1 protein-coding gene is annotated in these 452 nt (G+C 66.4%); it reads right to left on the bottom strand.

What is annotated here, in order from left to right; genetic code table 11:
• A partial coding sequence (locus tag AACY52_RS31195) for a putative PEP-binding protein (RefSeq protein WP_339561523.1) occupies positions 1-452 on the bottom strand: 452 nt, incomplete at both ends.

The following is a 452-nucleotide window of genomic DNA, read 5'->3' on the forward strand; positions in this document are numbered from 1 at the left end:
GGCACACGATACGGCGAGGCGCTGACATAATCGAGCCCCACCGTCTCGCAGAACGCGATCGACGCCGGATCGCCGCCATGTTCGCCGCAAATGCCGAGCTTGATGTCGGGCCGCGTCGCGCGACCACGCTCTGCCGCCATGCCGATCAACTGCCCAACGCCCTCGACATCGAGGCTGACGAACGGATCGCGCGCATAGATGCCGCGCTCGACATAGGTCGTCAGGAAGCGCGCGGCGTCGTCGCGGCTGACGCCCAACGTGGTCTGCGTCAGGTCGTTGGTGCCGAACGAGAAGAACTCGGCGCTCTCCGCGATCTCGCCCGCGAGCAGGCAGGCGCGCGGCAGCTCGATCATGGTGCCGACCTGATAGGCGAGCTTGGTGTTGGATTCGCGCATCACCGCCTGCGCGGTGGCATCGATGCGCGCCTTGACGAGATCGAGCTCGGTCTTGGT

This window comes from Pseudomonas sp. EA_65y_Pfl1_P113 (assembly GCF_963970525.1).
Taxonomy (GTDB): Bacteria; Pseudomonadota; Gammaproteobacteria; order Pseudomonadales; family Pseudomonadaceae; genus Aquipseudomonas; species Aquipseudomonas tritici.